The sequence below is a fragment of the Pseudomonas oryzicola genome (genome assembly GCF_014269185.2).
GTDB classification, from domain to species: Bacteria; Pseudomonadota; Gammaproteobacteria; order Pseudomonadales; family Pseudomonadaceae; genus Aquipseudomonas; species Aquipseudomonas oryzicola.
Genome location: NZ_JABWRZ020000001.1, coordinates 3,484,510 through 3,499,981, shown reverse-complemented (window position 1 = coordinate 3,499,981; position 15,472 = coordinate 3,484,510). Strand labels below are relative to the sequence as shown.

Below are 15,472 nucleotides of genomic sequence, written 5' to 3'. Positions count from 1 at the left end.
AGCTTAGTGCGGCCCCCGAACGGGGGCCAATCGAGGCTGGCTATGATGACTATAGCTTGAGCTGGCCAATGGCCTTGTTCAGCTCGCCGGCCAGCGTCGCCAGTTCGCTGCTGGTGGTCGCCGAGCCGACAGTCTGCTGCACGGTCTGCTCGGTGACATCGCGGATGCTCACCACGGCACGGTTCATTTCTTCTGCCACCTGGCTTTGCTGCTCGGCGGCCACGGCAATCTGGGTGTTGCTTTCACGCATCTGCGCCACGGCACCGGTAATTTCGGCCAGTGCTTCACCGGCCTCCCGGGCCTGCCTGACACAGTCGTCGGCTTTGTACGAGCTCTCTTGCATGAACTCCACCGCATCACGAGTGCCCGACTGCAGGGCCGAGACCATGGTGGTGATCTCGTCGGTCGAGGTTTGCACGCGCTTGGCCAGGTTGCGCACTTCATCGGCCACCACGGCAAAACCACGCCCGAGGTCGCCGGCGCGCGCTGCTTCGATGGCGGCGTTGAGTGCCAGCAGGTTGGTTTGCTCGGCGATGCTGTGGATCACACTGACCACACCGTTGATCTTCTGGCTGTCCTCGGCGAGCTGACGGATCATCTCGGCGGTCTGCTGCACGCCGCTGGACAAGCCGGAGATCGAGTCCTGCACCCGGCTGACCACCTCCTGGCCGCTACCGGCCAGGGTATCGGCTGTTTGTGACAGGTCACGGGTGGCGCCGGCATGCTGGGCGATGTGGTGCACCGTTGCCGACATTTCGTTGATGGCGGTAGCGGCCTGGTCGGTCTCGCTCTGCTGGCCGAGCATGCCGTGGCGCACATCGCTCATGCTCGCTGCCAGGCGCGCGGCACCGGAGTCCAGCTGAGCGGCGGTGTGGGCGACGGTGCTGACCACCCGGTGATAGGTCGCCTGCATGGCATTGAACGCTCCGGCCATCTGGCCGACCTCGTCGCCACAGGCCAATGGTACGCGGGCTGCCAGGTCGCCAGTTTTTTCCACGTGCAGCATGACGTCCTTGAGGGTGTTGAGCTGGCTGAGCAGGAAGCGGATCAGCAGTTGCGAAGCACCCAGCATGGCCAGCATCAGGATCAGCACACACACCGCGTAATTGCTGAAACGGTCGAAGAATACCTGGCGCAGGCTTGGCGACTGGGCCAGTACCGCCACTTGTTGATCGCCGCGACGCAACACCTGCGCGCCGCGCAACGGGTTGTCGCCGAGAAGCCAGGCGCTTGGCAGTTCGACCCAGCCCTGGGCGTTGCGCAGGCTATCGAGGGGCTGGCCGGCAAAGGTAGGTGTTTGTCCGGCCGACCAGCTGATGACGTTGGCCGGGTGCGGCAGCGGCTGCCCCGCTGGCCAGCCGGCCAGCAGTTGCGCTTGGGCAGCGGCCTGGGCCTGCGCTGCTTCGGCGCGGGCACGCTGCTCGAGGTGCACGGCATAGAGCACCAGCAGCAGGGTCGTGACAAAGGCCACCGCGTTGACGGCCCAGAACTTGTACTTCAAGGAAACATTGCTAAGCCAGGCACCCATGGGCAGGTCTTCTCTGAGTTGAGCGGAAACAATATTGGCAAGGTGCCATCATTGTGCCCGCGCCAGCCAGGCCCGTTGTTGATGTGTATCAAGAAACTTCAGCCGCCCTTGTCGCGTCAGCCCTGGATCTGGAAAAACGCCCGCGCCGTCGCCGTGGTATGTGCCGCCGTACGCTCGGCTGCTTCCCCTCGATGCAAGGCGACTTCGCGCAGCACCTCTGGCAGGAACGCCGGCTCGTTGCGCCCGTTCTTCGGCTTGGGGCGCAGGCTGCGCGGCAGCAGGTAAGGCGCATCGCTCTCCAGCATCAAACGGCCCTCGGCGATGCTGCCCACCAGCGGATGCAGGTGGGTTCCGCGGCGCTCGTCGCAGATCCAGCCGGTAATACCGATGTGCAGGTCCATGTCCAGGTAGGCGAACAGCGCCTCGCGTTCGCCAGTGAAACAGTGCACTACCGCGCCAGTCAGGTGGTCACGGTAGTCCTTGAGAATCGCCAGCAGACGTTCGCTGGCATCGCGCTCATGCAGGAACACCGGCAGGCGCAGCTCGGCGGCCAGGGCCAGTTGGGCTTCCAGGGCTTTTTCCTGCAGCGGGCGAGGGGAGAAGTCGCGGTTGAAATCCAGGCCACATTCACCCACCGCGCGTACGCGCGGTTCAGCCAGCAGCTGGCGCAAGCGGTGCTCGCTGCCTGCATCCCAGGTCTTGGCATCATGCGGATGAACACCCGCCGTGGCGAACAGGTGCGCACCGCTCGAATCCAGCTGCTGGCAGAGTTCCAGCGCCTGCTCGCTGACCGTCAGGCTGGTGCCTGTCAGCACCATCTGGGTAACGCCGGCTTCAAGCGCACGCTCGACGATGGCTGCCTGCTGGTCGTGAAAACTGCTGTTGGTCAGGTTGACGCCGATATCGATCAGTTGCATGGTGCTACCTCGTGCCGCGGGGCGGCCAGCATAGCAAAAACCGTGTTTTTGCGAAAAAACCAAGAACTTCATGCTGTTGCCATGGTCTTTTGCCGTCATTTCTCTCTGGCGGTGAATCCATATGTACTGCCCACTGACCACGGACGTTTCTGCATGCCGCGATGCTGGCTCATTCTACTGGTGACGTTCGGTCTGGCCCTGACGGGGCCAGCGCACGCGCGTCTGCCGGGACCACAGCAGAACACCCCGCCGGCCAAGGTCCGTGACTTGCAGCAGATTCGCAGCAGCCAGGTGCTGCGGGTGCTGGTCAACCAGAGCCGCAACAGCTCTGGTGAGGTCAAGGGCGAGCCGGTCGGCATCGAATACTATCGCCTGCGAGCCCTGGAGCATTACCTCAATGCCCGTGCCGCCGACGATCAGGAGATCCAGCTCAAGTTGATCCCCCGTGCCAAGGAGCAACTGCTGGGCGCCTTGGCGCGTGGCGAGGGAGACCTGGCGGTACCGGGCGAACTGCTTGACCCCAGCATGGTTCGCGGGGTCAGCAGCAGCGCGCCGGTGCTCGACCAGGTGCCATTGGTGCTGGTGGGGCGCAAGGGCGAACGCAGCTTCAGCCATGTCGAGCAACTGTCCGGGCGTACGGTGGCGCTGACCAGCGCCAGCGCCGCCGGCCCGCTGATCCAGCAGTTGAACCAGCAGCTGGCACTGCGCAAACGTGCGCCGATCAAGGTGGAATGGGTCGATGCGACCCTGGCGGTGGAGGACGTGCTGGAGATGGTCCAGGCTGGCATTTATCACCTGACCGTGATCGAGCAACCCATTGCCCGACGCTGGGCCCGGGTGATGCCGCGTCTGCGCCTGGACAGCCGTGTACAGCTGGGCCCGCCGCAAGCCATGCGTTGGTATGTCGGGCGCGATGCGCCACAGTTGCTGGCCACGGTCGACCGCTTTTTGCAAGGCTACCGCGCACCGGACAACCAGGATGCCGCGTTCGAGCGCATCTACCGGCGCCAGTACCGGGTGCATAACCCATTGGCCAGCAAGGACCGCCAGCGCCTGAACGCGTTGCGGCCGGTGCTGCAGAAACACGCTGAGGCGCAGCAGATCGACTGGCTCAACCTGGCCGCGCTGGCTTTCAAGGAATCGACGCTCAACCCGACGGCGCGCGGCACCGGCGGCGCCCATGGCTTGATGCAGATCACCCCCTCGGCAGCGCAGCGCGTGGGGGTGAGCAATACCGCCACGGTGGATGGCAATGTCCAGGCCAGCGCCCGTTACCTGGCGCTGATCCGGCGCAAGTTCTTTGCCAGCGCCAGGATCAATGAGCGTGAGCGCATGGCGTTCGTGCTGGCGGCCTACAACCTCGGCCCGGAACGGGTCCAGGCCATGCGCGCCGAAGCGCGACGGCGTGGGCTGAACGGCAACCAGTGGTTCTTCCAGACTGAACGTATCGCCATGGAGCAGGTGGGCATGGGGCCGGTCAATTTCGTCAACAGCGTGAACAAGTACTTTGTGGCCTTCAATCGCGAGCGTGCCGGGCTGGAGCGTGTGGCGAAGCGCTGACAAATCGATTTTGTCGATTGTTATGTTGGGTTTTTTGCGGTTTTCATATTTGTATAACTGATTATGATGGCGCCATCCCAACGCAACTTCCCATTTTCAAGGACGCTTCGACATGAACAACATCACCCTCAACGCTCTGTTCTCCACCCGTGCCGGTGCAGGCCTCAGCATCATCCGCATCCTGGTCGGCATCATCTTCATGGCGCACGGTGCGCAGAAACTGTTTGGCCTGTTCGGCGGCTATGGCCTGGAGGGCACTGGCCAGTGGATGGAAAGCATTGGCCTGGCCCCGGGTTACCTGATGGCCTTGCTCTCCGGTAGTGCCGAGTTCTTCGGCGGCCTGGCCCTGGTGATTGGCCTGCTGGCCCGCCCGGCAGCCCTGGCGCTGACCGTGACCCTGGTGGTGGCGATCTTCTCGGTGCACATCGGTAATGGCCTGTTCATGTCCAACAACGGCTATGAGTTTGCCCTGGCATTGCTGGCCGGCACCGTCGCGGTGCTGATCGAAGGCGCTGGCCGCTTCTCGCTGGACCGCCTGATCGCTCGGTAACCTGCCGCAGCGCCGCAAGCCGCAGGCAACAGCAGGCCGACGATTGGCCTGCTGTTGCTTGCGGCTTGCAACTTGCGGCTCGTCGCTCTAGCATACCGCTTGCGCCGATTTAAACAGCTACTTGCGGGGCGCGGGACAGCCCCACCGGGTCATCCGAAATACCGCTAAAGCGCTGGTTCGGTGACGCCTCCCACCGCTGCCCAGCGGGATTCGCGAGGCGGAGAGAAGCTCCATGAGTTGCCCACGTACCAGTGTCTGTTTGAGCCCTTTGCCTGCCAGCCAGGCGTCCCGCACACCGCGCATCCTGCTCGGCGGCCAGCATCAGCCCACTCTTTTACGTCATCTCGAAGGTCTGTCCCGGCGCAAGGGGCAGGCGCGTGCCTTCCTGATCCAGTTCGCCGATACCGGTTGCCACCTCGCGCAGTATGGCGATGACCGTTTCGACCTGGCCGTCATCCAGGCCCCGGTGCCGGACGAAGCCGCCGAAGTCATCGGTCATCTCACCCGCATCGCGCGCCAAGGCCTGATTACCCGACGCTGACTATTCATTGTCGCCATCACTGCAGCTGTGCTTGACAGGGTGGTGGCTGATCTGGAGGCACCTCAGGGTTTGATGAACCGGGGTGCGTCTTCCGCCTCACTGTATTCAATTTCGGTGACTTCCCAGTAGGCATCGCCAGTGGGAGTCCGTACAACAATCTCATCACCTGCACACTTACCAATGCATGCGCGTGCCATCGGGGAGTCGATTGAGATAAAGTCCTTCCTGTCGTAAATCTCATCAGCACCTACAATGCGGAATTTCTTGCTGGTGTCTTCCTCGTTGATAATAGTTACCCAGGCCCCAAAAAATACCTTGCCTTCCTGAGTAGGAGAATAAGGAACTACCCGAAGATCTTCGATACGCTTACGGAGGTATCTTACGCGCCGGTCTATTTCCCTTAGCCTCTTTTTATTGTACTGGTAGTCAGCATTTTCACTTCTGTCGCCCAAAGATGCGGCCCAGGTTACTTTTCTGGTGATCTCCGGCCGCTCTTCGCGCCAGAGCCAATCTAGTTCATCCTTCAAGGACTGATAGCCAGCTTCAGTAATGAGATTGGTAGCCATTTTTTTGCCTGTTATTGATTGAAAGACCGGTCACAATGCCCTGAGAGCCTTCTGTTCATTGGCAACCTGTTGTGCCTGGAAGCATGGTCTGACAAGCATCTGATTCAGAGCGACGAAAAAGGCTTGGTTGATTGCGTTCCAGTCAATTTCTCGACAGCCAGCCCGACACGCAGTACCTCATCGTCCTGGCCCTGGGGAGCGGAGATCAGGATCGAAGTCGGCAGCCCCTGCGGGTCGCTTCCGCTGGGAATGGCCACGCCTGGCATGTCGAGAAAACTGCCGATCATGGTGTAGGCCAGGGTTTGCAGGTTCGTCGTGGCGAACAGCTCATCATCCGCTTCCAGCGCGGCTAGGGGTGGAGCGACATGCTTGACAGTGGGCATCAGTAAAACGGCGCCGTCGAGTTCTTCCCGAATGTCGTGCATCAACTCCTCCCGCACGCGACGAAGCTCGCTTTCAGTGCTGGCGGGCAGTGCCTTGGAGGCCAGCAGACGCTTGCGTACACGACGATCCAGAAGTGCTCCCTGCGGGCTCTCGACAATGCTCCCCAGCAAACGCCAGGCCTCTATCGCCCCTAGCCAGCCCAGGCGCTTGATAATTTCGCGAGTGCGGCTGACCGCGGCCAGTTCACGGTATTGCAGTTGTGCCCCGGCGCGTTCGAGGCGGTCCACGACGGCGTGGAAATTCGCGCGGACCGCGGGCTGGAGTTCTGGGTCCTGGATTATCCGGGTCTCTACCACAAAAAGGACACCGTTGAGGTCGACCGGGTCATCGTCGGATTCAGGCGCGCCGCGCATCAGGCGATCCAGCGTCATGCAGTCCTGCACGCTGTGGGCAAAACAGCCGAGGCTGTCGAAAGTCATCGCCAGCGGATGAATCCCGGTCATATCGTATCGCCCGCTGGAGCCCTTGAACCCAACCAGGCCATTGAACGCGGCAGGAACCCGAATCGAGCCGGCCGTGTCGGTGCCGATGGCCACGCAGACAATACCGCGTTGCACCGCAATCGCCGACCCGGACGAAGACCCGCCGGGCGCCCGCGTCTCGACCTGCTTGAAGTCTGCCGTAGGCGTACCGTAATGCGGGTTCAGCCCTAGGCCCGAATAGGCAAACTCGCTGAGGTTGGTCTTGCCGAGCAGGACCATGCCTGCGGCGCGCAGTCGGGCGACGACCGGAGCATCCCGGGTCGCAGGCGCCAGCTCGTCGCGGGTAATGGAGCCGGCCGTGGTACGGCTGCCGGCCACATCGACGAGGTCCTTCACCGCCAGTGGAATGCCATCCACAACACTCAGCGGCCGGCCCTGCCGCCAACGCGCCAGGGATGCCTGCGCCGCTGAAAGGGCTGGGGTCTCAAGCAGGGAGGTGAACACATGCTCAGTCTCCTCATTCTTGCGCAGCGCCGCACGAACCAGTTGCAGAGCGTTGGTCGCGCCCTGCGCCAAGGCTTCAATTGTCTCGCTCATCGTTTTCATGCTGACCCATTCCCTTGAGAAATCCCTGAACAGTGCGCCGCCCTTTGGCAACACCTTCCGGTCTTCGATGAACCACTCAGAACATCGAGGCCCCCTTTGACTTGGCTAGGTAACGCCCCGGCGAATCGCCGAGGTTGCGGCGAAATACCGAGGTGAACGCACTCGGGCTGCTATACCCCAGATCGATCGCCACTTCGGTGATCGATGAACCGTTGCTCAGCCGCGATGTCGCCTCGAGCAGGCACACCTGCTGACGCCATGACACGAAACTCATGCCAGTCTCTTCGCGGAAATTCCGCGTGAAGGTGCGCCGACTCATGCTCGACCAGTTGGCCATTTCACTGATGGAGATTTTCTGTGTCGGTGCGTCGAGAAACCGCTGGCACGAACGGGCCAACCGTGGTTCCGAGGGCAGTGGCGCGCTCAGCGGAAGCTGCGGCATGGCACTGATTTCATCTACCAGCAGCGTCAGCACACACTGGTTGCGTAGCGTCACGGCTTCGCTCGGATCGATCGCCAGCGCGGCTTCGAACAAATGCCGCAGCAGCGGCGAGACACCGAACACCTGGCAGTGCTCAGGCAAACCGGCACGGTTGGCGGCGCCGGCATCCAGATAGGTGTTGAGCATGGTCACGTCGCCACGCATGTGCATCTCGTGGGGCACCCCGGCCGGAACCCACAGGGCCCGTTGAGGTGGAACGACCCAGTTTCCCAGGTCGGTGAACATCTTCATCGCCCCGGTCGCAGCATAGGCGAATTGCCCGCGATTATGGGTATGCCGCGCAAAGACGGTACCTGACGGGTACTCGCGCAGGCTCACCACGGCTTCGGGGCTGCCGTGCTGATAGGGGTCTAGTGGCAGTTTGGAGTTCATGGCCCAATTTTGCCAAAAATAGACCTGCTTTAACAAGCGGACCATATAGCCCACTCGTAGAATCCGCACTCCCAAAGTTGGGACTATTCGAAGGGAATTTCGGAAAATGAGTGTCAACAGATACTTGGATGTCAGAGTAGAAGGCGCTGTCTTGTTGGTGGGCCTGAATCGGCCACAAAAACGTAACGCGATGTCTCTGGAGGTCATGCACGAGTTGCGTGAAACCTTCTCCAACATTCCTGAAGGCGTAGGGGCTGCGGTGCTCTACAGTACCAGCCAGCACTTCTGCACCGGCCTGGATCTGTCGGAAATCCGTGATCTGTCGGTCATCGATAGTGTGCACTCCTTCCGCCAATGGCATGCGACGTTCGACCTGATTCAATTCGGTAAGGTCCCCGTGATCGCGGCCATTTCAGGCGCGGCCATCGGCGGCGGGCTGGAAATCGCCACGGCTTGCAGCCTGCGCGTAGTGGATGACAGCGCGTTCTTCTCATTGCCTGAGGGCATGCGCGGGTTGTACGTGGGAGTGGGTGCCTCAGTGCGCTTCCCGCGGATTGCCGGTGTCGCCCTGATGACCGACATGATGCTCACGGGGCGCACTTTGTATGCCCAGGAAAGCTATGAACGCGGCATCGCCCAATACCTGGTGCCCACCGGGCAGGCGTTGGAAAAAGCCATCGAACTGGCGAACAAGGTGGCCAGCAATCTGCCCATGACCAATTACGCAGTCACCCACGTGTTGCCAAGAATTGTCGATCAGAGCCAACAGGATGGTCTGGTCACCGAGGCACTGATTGCCGCGGTGGTGTCGTCCGATGCCCGCACCCAGGATCGTCTAGCAGACTTCCTCGACCGCAAGAACAACAAGATCCAGATCGCGCCTGCCTCGTAACTTCCTGATGCGATAGTTGCCGAGGGGCTCGGCAAGCCTGTGGAAGGCTATGAAATAACAACTGTAATTGGTGAGCGATGTTTCAGCATAGTATTCAACGAAGCCTATATTCCCGATGCGGGAAATAGCCGCCTGGCGAATCAATCTGTCGCAACTTGTCGGGCTGTATGGCGACCCGCCCCGGGCATTGCTCACGCACTTCATCGACACCGGTGAGGCAGATTACTCCGCCATGCCGGAGCTCCCAGTTCGGTCAAGGTCCCGCCGAGCACCGACAAACTCGGCAACCCATGCTTTATTAAAAAAATTACCGCTGCCGTTTAAATAACAAGCGTTTTTAGCGGGCTAAAACACCCATAGAGTAATTCATATGTGCGGATACATTGGCGTCTTCTCCAAGCAACCTCGCGTGTTCAATCCGAACATGTTCGATGCCGCCCTGCGCGCCATCCATCACCGCGGCCCGGATAGTTCGAGCCAGTGGTTCGACCCGCAAGGACAAGCCGCTTTCGGTTATGTGCGACTAGGCTTGGTCGGCCTGGGGAACGGAACTCAACCAATTGTCGCCGACGAAGGCGACCTGGTGATGATGGTCAACGGCGAGTTCTACGACTACCAACGCATTCGCCAGGAACTGGAAAGCGTCGGCTGCCGCTTCAAGACATCGTCGGACAGTGAAATCGCCATGCACCTGTACCGTCGCCACGGTGTGCGCGGCCTCAAGCAACTGCGCGGTGAGTTCACCATTCTGATCTTCGATCGCCTGCGCAAGCAACTGTTTGCCGTGCGCGACCGCGTCGGGGTCAAACCGCTGTATTACACCGAGCACGAAGGCGCCTGGTATTTCGCCTCTGAAGTCAAAGCCTTGCTCGCCGCCGGTGTTCCGGCGCAATGGGACCATGAGGCCTACGCCAACCGCGGCTTCATCCTGCGTGACCGCACTGTGTTCAAGAACATCCGCAGCGTGAAACCGGGTTGCTGGATCATCGCTGACAGCAGCGGTCTGCAGACCGAACAGTACTGGGACTGGGATTTCCCGACAGCCGACACGCCTACCGGCAACCAGTCCGAAGCCCAGATGATCGAGTCCCTGCGCAACACCATCGAAGAGTCCGTGCGGCTGCGCCTGCATGCTGACGTCCCCGTGGGCGTGTGCCTGAGCGGTGGCCTGGATTCCTCGGCCATGCTGGGGATCGCCACGGAGATGACGGGACGCTCCCTGGAAGCCTTTCACCTGTCGTTCGAAGGCTCCGAAGGGTTCGACGAACGCCACTACGCGGAGATTGCCGCCCAGCACAATCGGGCCAACCTGCACGTACTCTCGGTTGATTCCTCGGACATGGCCGACAACTTCGAGAATGCCCTATGGCATGCGGAAATGCCATTTGCCAACGCCCACAGCGTGGCCAAGTACATGCTGTGCAAGTTCGTGCAGAAGCAAGGCATGCGTGCCGTGCTGACTGGCGAAGGTGCCGACGAAGTGTTCGGCGGCTACCCTCATTACCGCCGTGACATGGTGTTGTACAACCATGAGCATCAGGACATGGCCGTCATCGCCACATTGGCCAAACGCCTGCATGAAAGCGAAAACCGCTACCTGCCGGGCGGTGCCAGCAGCGTCGACTGGGTGCACAACGAGCTTGGCCACGGTGTGTCCTGGCTCGAAACCCAGGCCGCGCTGTTCGGCCCTCTGGCGCACCTGTACAGCGACGACTTCCGTGAGCGTTTCCGCGACGTGGATGCCTATCGCCAGTTCTATGAGCGCCTGAGCCCGCGAGCGCTCACTGGCTGGGAGCCGATTAACCGTTCGCTGTACATGGTCGCCAAGTCCAGCCTGGCGAACGTGGTCCTGACGTCCCTGGGCGATCGCATGGAAATGGCCGGCAGCCTGGAAGGCCGCCCGCCACTGCTCGATCACCAGGTGATTGAAGCGGCATGCCGCCTTCCTGTTTCGATGAAAGTCCGTGGGGCCACCGAAAAGTACGCCCTGCGCGAAGCCATGCGGCCGTATGTGCCACAGGCGGTGTACGACCGTAGAAAACAGTACTTCCGTGCGCCACCTGCCGCCCAGAGCCCGCAATCGAAGCTCTACGAAATGATCCACGATGTGTTGAACGGTCCGGCATTGAGCCAGGTTCCGTTCTTCGACCCAGTCAAGGTTCGTGGGCTGCTGGCCAGGCTGCCTTCGCTGACCGTGGCGCAACGCGCCTCGGCAGATAACCTGCTGATGGAAATCGCCGGGCTGTGCCTGATGCAGAAACGGTTCGCTTTGAACTGACTTGAATGCGGCATGCCACCTGCGGTGGCATGCCGCTTAACGTGAGGCTGGAAATGCAGAAAAAACATTTAATGCTGGCGATACTCGTCACCCTGGTCTGGGGCGTGAACTTTCCAATCACCAAGCTGGGGTTGCGTTCAATCGATCCCTTCGTGCTGACCGGCATACGTTTCGCACTAGCCGCCGTCCCCCTGGTGTTCTTCATCAAGCGCCCCGCCATCAAGTTCAGCTATGTCGTCGCCTACGGCTTCATCTTCGGACTGGGTATGTGGGGCGTGATCAATTACGGCATCCAGGTCGGCGTCAGCCCCGGCATCGCTTCGCTGATCATCCAGCTCAGTGTGTTCTTCACCATGGGGTGGGGGGCGTTGCTGTTCAAGGAAAAGCTTCGTGGTGCACAGCTGCTGGGAGCATTGCTGGCGATGCTCGGGCTGGCAGGCATCATTTCGACCCAACCAGGGGAGCACGCCATTTTTGGCGTCTTGCTGATTGTGTTCAGCGCCGTCGCCTGGAGCATCGGTAACGTCATCATCAAGAAGTCAGGGGTCAAAGAGATCTTTTCGTTCATGGTCTGGGCCAGCCTGTTTCCGCCCATCCCTCTGTTTCTGGTGGCCTGGCTCATGCACGGCACCGCGCCTTTCGAGACCCTGCAAGGCAGCCTCGACCTGACGGCCGCGCTGTCGATTCTGTTTCAGGTGTATCTGGCCACCCACTTTGCCTATTGGGGCTGGAACTCGTTGCTCAAGCTGTACCCCGTTTCTACGGTAGCCCCGCTGTCGCTGTTGATTCCGGTATTCGGCATCGGCAGCTCGATGCTGATCCTCGGCGAGCAGATTTCCACCCCGAACATGATCTCGATCCTGATCATCATTGTCGGGTTGGCAGTGGGGCTCTATCGCAAGATGCCTACGCCATCCACGTCAGGGCTGCGCCCGGTTGAACCGTCTGGCGCCAAGAAATGACCTAAACCCGCGACCGCAAGGTTGCGGGCGCTTTTGCTGATGGCGATGATTGTCGTTGTGGCGCTCTGGGGAAGCTTCAAGCTACCTGCTATGTGAACAGCAGCAGCTACGGCCAGTGATTGGTGTTGCCTGGGCTGGCCTCAATTTTCCCGCAAGACCGCCAATGGGCTGGCATCCAGCGCCCGCTGCGTCCCCAGCACCCCGGCACCGCCGACCAGCAGCGCGCCCGCCAGTGGCAACGCCAGCAGCCACGGATGCGGGCTCCAGTGCAGATCGAACGCATAGCGGTACAGCACCAGCGTTATGAGTTCGCAACCTATCGCCGCCAGCAAGCCGCTGGCGGCGCCCAGCAAGCCGAACTCGATCCGCCGCGCCTTGACCAGCAATGGTCGCGCCGCCCCCAGCGCGCGCAGCAAGGCGCCCTGGCGGATGCGCTCGTCCAGGGTCGCCTGCAAGCCAGCGAACAACACTGCCAGGCCCGCCGCAAGCACGAACAGCAACACGTATTCCACCGCCAGGGTGACCTGGGCAAGGATGCTGCGCAACTGATCGAGCAGGGCGTCCACCTGCAGGATGGTCACCGCCGGAAATGCCCGTGACAACGCTATCACGTCCAGGTCATGGCCCGGTGCCAGATAGAAACTGGTCAGGTAGGTGGTGGGCAGCCCTTGCAGCGTGCCAGGCTGGAAGATCATGTAGAAGTTCGGCTGGAAGCTGTCCCAATGCACGCTGCGCAGGCTGCTGACCCTGGCCTGGTGCTGCTGGCCGCCGATGTCGAAGGTCAGCAGGTCGCCCAACTGCAGTTTCAGGCTGCCGGCCAGTTCCGCCTCCACCGAGACACCGGGTATCTCCTCTGCCGGAGGCAATGCCTGCCACCAGCTGCCTGCGGTCAGTACATTGCCTTCGGGCAGGTCGGCGGCCCAGGTCAGGCTGAGGTCACGTTGCACGGCGCGCTCGCCGGCCGAATCCTTGCTGACCACCTGCTGCACCGGCTGCGCATTGATTTGCACCAGGCGACCCGGTGTCACCGGGTATAGCGGCGCTGAGGCGGCATTGACCTGGTGCAGCTGGCGGGCGAAGGGTTCACGGTCATCCGGTAGGATGTTCAGAGCGAAATGGTTGGGCGCATCCTTGGGTAACTGCGCTTGCCAGGTGTCGAGCAGTTCGGCGCGTAGCAGGGCGACCAGAGCCATGGCCAGCAGGATCAGGCCAAAGGCCAGGGCCTGGCCGGCGGCGGCCATGGGGTGGCGCAACAGTTGGCCCAGGCCCAGGCGCCAGGTTAGTGGTGCCCCGGCCAGCAATTGGCGCAGGCTGCGCAAACCGAGCAACAGCAGGCTGCCAAGCAGCAGCGCGGCGACCAAGCCGCCACCGAGCAGCGCGAAGGTAAGCAGCAGGTCGAGGCTCAGGCGCCACATGATCAGGCCGAGGGCGAGCAGGGCGGTGCCATATACCAGCCAGCTGCTGGTCGGTATTGGCAGCAGGTCGCGGCGCAGCACGCGTAGCGGCGGTACCTTGCCCAGTGCAGCGATGGGGGGCAGGGCGAAGCCTGCCAGGGCTACCAGCCCGGTAGCGATGCCGGCCAACGCCGGGACGATGCCGCCAGCGGGTACCACGCTTGGCAGCAAGCCATGCAGCAGACGGAACAGGCCGAGTTGCGCCAGCCAGCCGAACAGGGCGCCGGCCACGGCGGCGACCAGGCCGAGCATGGCCAGTTGCAGGCAATGCAGGCCCAGTGCCTGGCGTTGCGAGAGGCCCAGGCAACGTAGCAGGGCGCTTGCGTCCAGGCGGCGTGCTGCGTAGCGGCTGGCCGACAGGGCCACGGCCACGCCGGCCAGAAGCACCGCCACCAGGCTGGCCATGTTCAGGTAACGCTCGGCTTTGCCCAGGGCACCGCCGATCTGCTGGTTGCCATCGCGGGTGTCACGCAAGCGCTGGTTGGCGGCCAGGTCTTTTTCCACGGCCTGGCGGTAACGGGCCAGTGCTTCAGGTTCGCCGCGCCACAGGTCACGGTAGGTCACCCGGCTGCCTGGCTGAATCACGCCGGTGGCTTGCAGGTCGGCCAGGTTCATCATCAAGCGCGGGGTCAGGCTGTAGAAATTGTTGGCGCGGTCCGGCTCGTAGGTCAGCACACGGCTGATGCGCAGGGTTTTCATGCCGACATCGATGCTGGCGCCTACCGGCAGCCCCAGCGCCGCCAGCAGGCGCGGTTCGACCCATGCCTCGCCCGGCGCCGGCCCGCCGCCCGGGGTCTCTGCCGCATACGGTTGTGCGGCGCTGCGCACTTGCCCGCGCAACGGGTAGGCACCGTCGGTGGCCTTGACGCTGGACAGCTGAATGCCGTTGTCGCCACCCACCACGCTGGTGAACTCGACCACCTGTGCATGGCGCAAGCCAAGCGCCTGGCCGGCGGCGAGCTGTTGTTCGCGGGCCGGCGCGCTGCCCTGCAGGACCAGGTCGGCACCGAGGAATTCACTGGCACGCAGCTGCATGGCGCCGTTGAGGCGTGCGCCGAAATAGCCGATGGCAGTGCTGGCCGCGACGGCAACCAGCAGGGCGAAAAACAGCACGCGTACTTCGCTGGCGCGAATGTCGCGCAGCAACTGGCGCAGGGCCAGGCCGCACAGGCGGGACAGCGGCATGTGGGTCATCAGGCCTCCACCGGCGCCACCAGGCGGCCCGCGTCCAGGCGGATCTGGCGGCGGCAGCGCCCGGCCAGACGTTCGTCATGGGTGACCAGCACCAAGGTGGTACCGCGTTCCTTGTTCAGTTCGAATAGCAGGTCGCTGATACGCTCGCCGGTATGGCTGTCGAGGTTGCCGGTGGGTTCGTCGGCGAACAGCACCGCCGGGTGGGCGGCAAAGGCACGGGCAATGGCCACCCGCTGCTGTTCGCCGCCCGACAGCTGCCGCGGGGTGTGGCTGAGGCGCTTGCCCAGGCCGACCCGTTCGAGCAGTGCGCGAGCCTGTTCCCGGGCATCGCAGCGGCCGTCCAGTTCCAGCGGCAACATGACGTTTTCCAGGGCGTTGAGGCTGTCGAGCAGCTGGAACGACTGGAACACGAACCCCACATGTTCGGCGCGCACTCGCGCGCGCTGGTCCTCATCCAGCGGCCCCAGGTCGTGGCCGGCGAGGATCACCTTGCCAGCGCTGGGCTGGTCGAGCCCGGCGAGCAGGCCGAGCAGGGTCGACTTGCCCGAACCCGAGGCGCCGACGATGGCCAGGCTGTCGCCCTGGGCCAGGTCAAGGGACAACGCCTGCAGGATGGTCAGGTCACCTTCCGCGCTGGGGACCACTTTGCTAAGGTTCTGCGCAACGAGAATGCTGGGGCCCATG

13 protein-coding genes are annotated in these 15,472 nt (G+C 62.4%); 6 read left to right on the top strand and 7 right to left on the bottom strand.

What is annotated here, in order from left to right; all coding sequences use genetic code 11:
- Positions 1–49: 49 nt before the first annotated feature.
- Positions 50–1,528 carry a methyl-accepting chemotaxis protein gene (locus HU760_RS16060; RefSeq protein WP_186675901.1) on the bottom strand — a complete coding sequence of 493 codons (1,479 nt, stop codon included), beginning with the start codon at positions 1,526–1,528 and terminating at the stop codon, positions 50–52.
- 116 nt (positions 1,529–1,644) lie between these two features.
- Positions 1,645–2,445 carry a TatD family hydrolase gene (locus HU760_RS16055; protein ID WP_186675900.1) on the bottom strand — a complete coding sequence of 267 codons (801 nt, stop codon included), beginning with the start codon at positions 2,443–2,445 and terminating at the stop codon, positions 1,645–1,647.
- A 153-nt stretch (positions 2,446–2,598) separates the two neighbouring features.
- On the opposite strand from HU760_RS16055, the gene HU760_RS16050 reads away from it, so the two are divergent.
- The 3 genes from HU760_RS16050 to HU760_RS16040 all read left to right on the top strand — a co-directional run bounded on the left by HU760_RS16050 (position 2,599) and on the right by HU760_RS16040 (position 5,096).
- Positions 2,599–4,005, top strand: coding sequence for an MltF family protein (locus HU760_RS16050; RefSeq protein WP_186675899.1), 1,407 nt, complete (start codon positions 2,599–2,601; stop codon positions 4,003–4,005).
- Positions 4,006–4,117: 112 nt separating this feature from the next.
- Positions 4,118–4,555, top strand: a complete 438-nt coding sequence (locus tag HU760_RS16045; protein ID WP_186675891.1) for a DoxX family protein — start codon at positions 4,118–4,120, stop codon at positions 4,553–4,555.
- A 232-nt stretch (positions 4,556–4,787) separates the two neighbouring features.
- On the top strand, positions 4,788–5,096 hold the full coding sequence (locus tag HU760_RS16040; RefSeq protein ID WP_170029215.1) for a hypothetical protein: 309 nt from the start codon (positions 4,788–4,790) through the stop codon (positions 5,094–5,096).
- 62 nt (positions 5,097–5,158) lie between these two features.
- Here the strand turns inward: HU760_RS16040 and greB are convergent, their stop codons facing one another.
- From greB to HU760_RS16025, 3 genes are all read right to left on the bottom strand, one after another.
- Complete coding sequence (gene greB / locus HU760_RS16035; protein ID WP_186675888.1) at positions 5,159–5,662, bottom strand: transcription elongation factor GreB; 504 nt, start codon at positions 5,660–5,662, stop codon at positions 5,159–5,161.
- 104 nt (positions 5,663–5,766) lie between these two features.
- Positions 5,767–7,134: an amidase family protein gene (locus tag HU760_RS16030; RefSeq protein WP_186675876.1), complete on the bottom strand. Its 1,368-nt coding sequence runs from the start codon at positions 7,132–7,134 to the stop codon at positions 5,767–5,769.
- Between the two features lie 76 nt (positions 7,135–7,210).
- Complete coding sequence (locus tag HU760_RS16025; RefSeq protein WP_186675956.1) at positions 7,211–8,008, bottom strand: AraC family transcriptional regulator; 798 nt, start codon at positions 8,006–8,008, stop codon at positions 7,211–7,213.
- Between the two features lie 106 nt (positions 8,009–8,114).
- Between HU760_RS16025 and HU760_RS16020 the strand changes: the two genes are divergently transcribed.
- The 3 genes from HU760_RS16020 to HU760_RS16010 all read left to right on the top strand — a co-directional run bounded on the left by HU760_RS16020 (position 8,115) and on the right by HU760_RS16010 (position 12,140).
- Positions 8,115–8,900, top strand: coding sequence for a crotonase/enoyl-CoA hydratase family protein (locus HU760_RS16020; RefSeq protein ID WP_186675873.1), 786 nt, complete (start codon positions 8,115–8,117; stop codon positions 8,898–8,900).
- A 370-nt stretch (positions 8,901–9,270) separates the two neighbouring features.
- Positions 9,271–11,178 (top strand): asparagine synthase (glutamine-hydrolyzing), encoded by a 1,908-nt coding sequence (asnB, locus tag HU760_RS16015; RefSeq protein WP_186675870.1) that lies wholly within the window; start codon positions 9,271–9,273, stop codon positions 11,176–11,178.
- Between the two features lie 53 nt (positions 11,179–11,231).
- Entirely contained in the window at positions 11,232–12,140 is a 909-nt protein-coding gene (locus tag HU760_RS16010) for an EamA family transporter (protein WP_186675953.1), read from the top strand.
- Positions 12,141–12,280: 140 nt separating this feature from the next.
- Here HU760_RS16010 and HU760_RS16005 read toward each other — a convergent pair whose 3' ends face one another.
- Both HU760_RS16005 and HU760_RS16000 read right to left on the bottom strand, forming a co-directional pair.
- The gene (locus HU760_RS16005) at positions 12,281–14,788 is read right to left on the bottom strand and encodes an ABC transporter permease (protein WP_186675868.1); all 2,508 of its coding nucleotides are present in this window, start codon (positions 14,786–14,788) and stop codon (positions 12,281–12,283) included.
- Entirely contained in the window at positions 14,788–15,471 is a 684-nt protein-coding gene (locus HU760_RS16000) for an ABC transporter ATP-binding protein (RefSeq protein ID WP_186675866.1), read from the bottom strand. Before HU760_RS16000 ends, HU760_RS16005 begins: the two co-directional genes overlap by 1 nt.
- Between the last annotated feature and the right edge of the window lies 1 nt (position 15,472).